The sequence below is a fragment of the Promicromonospora citrea genome, assembly GCF_013004695.1.
GTDB lineage: Bacteria > Actinomycetota > Actinomycetes > Actinomycetales > Cellulomonadaceae > Promicromonospora > Promicromonospora citrea.
The window spans coordinates 1-4,424 of sequence record NZ_JABEMG010000224.1 but is presented as its reverse complement, the minus strand read 5'-3'; the positions used below and the strand labels follow the sequence as shown (position 1 = coordinate 4,424).

Below are 4,424 nucleotides of genomic sequence, written 5' to 3'. Positions count from 1 at the left end.
CCTCACGGGCGACGGCCTCCGCGCGGTCGATCAGCGCGTCGTCGAGGCCCTCGCGCGCGCGGACCTGCCGGCCCTGGCGCTGCACGCGCTCGCCCGTGAGCGAGACGAGCGCGGCCAGGTCGCGCGGCGTCGTGGCGAACAGCGTGCCCCGCTGCGTCCAGCCCCGCACGAGCTCCCCGGCGTCGAAGGCAGCGCGCACGTCGTCGAGGGTCGTGCCCGGCCGGGACCGGACGGCGATCGCGCGCAGCACGGCGGGCAGGTCCTGTCCCTGGAGCGCGACCATGCGACGCACGACGTCGACCGGCCCCTCGTCGTGGCCGGCGGCGGGCGGCCCGTCGACCGGACGGACGGCGGGCGCGAGACCCTGCGCGTGCAGGCGGAGCCTGCGCGCGACGTCGGGTGCGAGGGCGACCGGTGCCGTGGCCATGCGGGACAGGCTACGGGCGACCACCGACACAGGCGGTGTCAGGGTGTGCGGAGCGGGGCGAGGAACTCGGTGACCAGCCGGACGAGCTCGTCCGGCTGGTCGTAGCCGACGATGTGGCCGGCGTCCCGCACGGTGACCAGGCGCGACCCGGGGGCCGCTGCCGCCGCTGCGGCCATCTCCGCCGCCCCGACGAGGGTGTCGCGGTCGCCGCGCACCCAGAGCGTCGGCACGGTCAGCCGCGGCAGGTCGGGCAGGAGGTCGAGCCGCATGGCGAGCGGGCCGTAGGCGCGGGTCTGCCAGTCGTCCAGGGCCGGCTCCCCGTGGCGCTCCTTGGCCTGTGCCTCCTCGACCGCCAGGCGCACGATGTCGTCGAGGTCCGGGGTGTCCTCGCCCGCGACGAGGCTGGTGACGAGCGACCGGCGGACCAGCGCGGGCCGCCGGGCGAGGTACCGCGTCGTCAGACGCAGCGCGCCCGGCGTGCGCAGGTACAGCCAGGTGAGGAGCTGGGCCCGCCGCCGCGCGCCGATCCCGCCGGGGGCGACGGCGACGAGCCCGCTGACGCGCTCGGGCCGGTCGAGCGCGTAGCCGGTGGCGAGGCCGCCGCCCATGGAGAGGCCGACGAGGGCGACCCGGGGCAGCTCGAGGGCGTCGAGCAGGTCGTCGAGGAACCGGCGCAGGAAGGCGTCGTCGAGCACGCCGTGCCAGGGTCTGCTGCCGCCGTGGCGCGGCAGGTCGACCACGTGCACGCGGTGCGCCGTGGCCAGGGCGGGGGCGACCCGCCGCCACACGCCCCGGCCGGTGTCGAGCATGGCGCCGTGCAGCAGCAGCACCGGCGGGCCGGTGTCGCCCGCGCGGTAGGCGCGCACGGGGCCGCCGGAGACGGTGAGGTCGGTCCAGGTGTCGAAGATGGTCATCGGGCTCCCTTGTTCGTGGGTCGGTCGGCGGGTCGGTCGGCGGGCCGGTCGGCGGGCTCGTCCGCGCGGCCCAGCACGTCGAGCTGCTCGTCGAGGCGCCGCAGGAGCGCGAGCTGCGCGGCCCGGGCCGCCTCGGGGTCGGCGGGTGCGTCCGGGGCCAGCCCGCGCCCGACGACGTCGGCGAACAGCCCGACCGCCGCCGACAGCTCCGTGGCGCTCGTGCCGCCGAGCACGCCGGGCGCGTGCACCATCCCGAGGGTGAACATGCCGAGCATCCGCACCACCGTGCCGGCGGGGGCGGACGCGTCGAGCACGCCGGCGCGCTGCAGGTCGTCCACGTAGTCGGCGAGCCACGCCATGCGCCGCACGTAGCGGTCGTCGGCCACCTCGTGCACGTGGTCGCCGAGCACCGTCTCGTCGCCGAGGTAGAGCGCCCGCATGACGGGCTCGTCCAGCAGGGCCTCGACGCCGAACCGGTAGACCGTCGGCAGGTCCACCAGGCCCGGGGCGTCGAGCACGCGCGCGTGCACCGCGGCCGTCAGACCGCGTGCGGCGCGGACGAGCACGGCCTCGAGGATCGCGGGCTTGCCGGAGAACTCCAGGTAGACGGCGCCCTTGCCGATGCCGGCGCGCGCGGCGACGTCGGCCACCGTCACGTGGGCCCACCCCGAGGCCAGGAGCAGCTCTCGGGCGGCGGCAAGGATGCGGCCGCGGCGGTCGGGGACGCGGGGTCGGGGCACCGGGACTCCGTAGTGACTCGAATCCAATATCTGGTCACTACGCACGATACAGGGGTGACGCGGGGCGGGTCGAGGGGGTCCGGGGCGGGCGTCCTATACCAGGGTCAAGCCCAGCCCGACCTAGGCTAAACTCGGCTCGCTTGCCTCCGTAGCTCAGCTGGATAGAGCGGGTCACTTCTAATGACTAGGTCGCGGGTTCGAATCCTGCCGGGGGCACCCAACGCACCAGGCTCGAACCTTGGCCCGAAGAATCAAGGGCCGGAGTTCGGGCCTTGTCGGCGTTCGCGGCCCAGGTGAGCGCGTCTGCGTTGACCGCGGGGTCGAGCAGCATCTCGAAGGGACGGGCGTTCTCGACGCGGAGCTCGTCGTCCTCCTCGACGTAGACCTTGGTGAAGAACGCCTGGTTGCAGAGGCGGCGGTTGGCGTCGTCGCAGCGGGCGTAGATGTCGGCGCAGTCCTCCAGCAGGTTCAGCGCGTCGTCCAGGTGCGCGCGGGCGTCGGTGTACTCGCCGTGGTGCGCGTCGAGGCGACGGTTCACCTGGTCAAGCTCGCCCGTGATGCGGTCCTGCTCTCGTTTGAGGACGGCGAGCGGGATCGCGTCGGCGTAGTGGGCCTGCATGAGCCGGTCCTGCTCGTGCTCCAGCCGGTCGCGGTTGGCGGTGAGCTGGGCGAGCTCGTCGGCTTCGGTGGACATGAGCCGGTCGAACTCGTGGTGCAGCATCCCGGCTAGCGCCTCGCGCCGGGCCGGGGTGAGCTGGACGCGCTGGTAGTAGTCCTCGATCAGGTGCTCGACGTCTTCGATGAGGATGGCCTGCCGGGTGCAGTCGGTACGCTTGGAGTGCCGACCGGAGCAGACGAAGTAGGGGTAGACGTTGCCGTGCCGGTTCTTGGCGTTCGACACGATCAGCCGCGACCCGCAGGCTCCGCAGTAGACGGTGCCTTTGAGGTAGTGGTCGTGCACCTGGGTCGCCTCGGCGGCGCTCTTGTGCGCGGTGAGGACGGACTGCACCTGGTACCAGACCTCTGCCGGGACGAGCGGCTGATGCGCACCCTTGTAAGCGACGCCTCGGTAGATCACGTCGCCCTTGTAGTACGGGTTCGTGAGCATCCTGTGCACCGAGGACACAGCGAGCGGTTTGGACGGCCGCTTCGGGGTGGGAAGACTGACCAGACCTCGCGACGTGAGCTCGTCGTGGAGCTGGCTGACGGTCCAGTTCCCGGAGGCGTATGCCTTGTACGCCCACTCGATTAGCGGCGCCCGGTCGGGGTCGAGCTGGACGGTGCGCTCCTCGCGGCCGAGCTCGTCGCGGGAACGGATGTTGAGGTAGCCGATGGGTGCCTTGCCGACCGTGCCGCCGGTGGCGGCTTTCTGCGTCATGCCCTTGATGACCTCGGTGGCGAGGTTGCGGGAGTAGAACTCCGCGATCGTGGACATGATGCCGTGCAGCAGCATCCCGCTGGGGGTCTCGTCAATGTTCTCCGTCGCAGAGACGAGCATGACCCCGGCCTCCTGCAAGGCGAGGTGGATCGTTACGTCGTCGGCGCGGTTGCGGGCGAGCCGGTCGACCTTGTGGACGATGCAGTACGCGACACGGTTCCGCTTGACGTACTGGATCATCCGCATCAGCTCGGGCCGGTCGGCCTTGCGGGCGGACTCGCCCGCGTCGATGAACTCCTCCACGATGACCGCGCCGAGCTGTTCGGCCTTGCGGCGGTTGGCTTCGCGCTGGGCGGGAATGGAGAAGCCTTCGTCGGTGCCGCCCTTCTCGGCCTGCTCCTTGGTGGAGACGCGCAGGTAGGACACCGCGAGCGCGGTGCCCTGGGGCGGGTCGATGAGACTGCACACCGGGTCTGGGGTGCGCACGAACGCGGTACTCATGGGGGCCTGCTCTCACGAAATGTCGGCCCTCGCGCTCGGGCTGAACGCCCGAGGGGTGCTGATCGTGAGAGGAAGCCCGAAGGCTCTGGGACTAGGGCGGAACGGCCACGTAAGCGCTGCCCGCCGGAGCGGGGTTTGAGACCACAACACCCCGTCGACGCGAGGCTTGCTTGTCACTGATTCTACCTTGCACCGCCGACAGAGGCGATGGACGGGCGGTAGGCCTCCGGTATAGCAGCGGCGCGCCGCTCGGCACGCGAGCGTCCGGTCTCCTGCAAGGTCAGCCGGATCAGCACCTCTGCGAGCTTGTGTAGGTCGGCGTCGTCGCGGTGTACGGCGCCTCCCAGATCCTGGCCGCGGGCGCGCACTACGTCTTGACCGTCAAGGGCAACTCTCGGCTGCTGTTCCGCATGCTCAAGGCGCTGCCCTGGGCCCAGATCCCTGCGACCACGACCACCGAGACC

The 4,424-nt window shown here is 71.9% G+C and carries 4 protein-coding genes and 1 tRNA gene; 1 reads left to right on the top strand and 4 read right to left on the bottom strand.

What is annotated here, in order from left to right:
* The 3 genes from HLB15_RS22705 to HLB15_RS22695 form a co-directional block, all read right to left on the bottom strand.
* A partial coding sequence (locus tag HLB15_RS22705) for a DNA glycosylase AlkZ-like family protein (RefSeq protein WP_171108919.1) occupies positions 1 to 427 on the bottom strand: 427 nt, incomplete at its 3' end.
* 38 nt (positions 428 to 465) lie between these two features.
* Positions 466 to 1,341, bottom strand: a complete 876-nt coding sequence (locus HLB15_RS22700) for an alpha/beta fold hydrolase (RefSeq protein WP_171108918.1) — start codon at positions 1,339 to 1,341, stop codon at positions 466 to 468.
* Complete coding sequence (locus HLB15_RS22695) at positions 1,338 to 2,081, bottom strand: TetR/AcrR family transcriptional regulator (RefSeq protein ID WP_171108916.1); 744 nt, start codon at positions 2,079 to 2,081, stop codon at positions 1,338 to 1,340. Before HLB15_RS22695 ends, HLB15_RS22700 begins: the two co-directional genes overlap by 4 nt.
* 142 nt (positions 2,082 to 2,223) lie before the next feature.
* Here HLB15_RS22695 and HLB15_RS22690 point away from each other — a divergent pair.
* Positions 2,224 to 2,297: transfer RNA gene (locus HLB15_RS22690), tRNA-Arg, on the top strand.
* Here HLB15_RS22690 and HLB15_RS22685 read toward each other — a convergent pair.
* Positions 2,266 to 3,960, bottom strand: coding sequence for a recombinase family protein (locus HLB15_RS22685; protein WP_171108914.1), 1,695 nt, complete (start codon positions 3,958 to 3,960; stop codon positions 2,266 to 2,268). The genes HLB15_RS22690 and HLB15_RS22685 overlap by 32 nt on opposite strands.
* Between the last annotated feature and the right edge of the window lie 464 nt (positions 3,961 to 4,424).

Excerpts from the sequence above, each read along its gene's own strand:
- HLB15_RS22700 (WP_171108918.1), bottom strand. The coding sequence starts at position 1,341 with ATGACCATCTTCGACACCTGGACCGACCTCACCGTCTCCGGCGGCCCC.
- HLB15_RS22685 (WP_171108914.1), bottom strand. The coding sequence starts at position 3,960 with ATGAGTACCGCGTTCGTGCGCACCCCAGACCCGGTGTGCAGTCTCATC.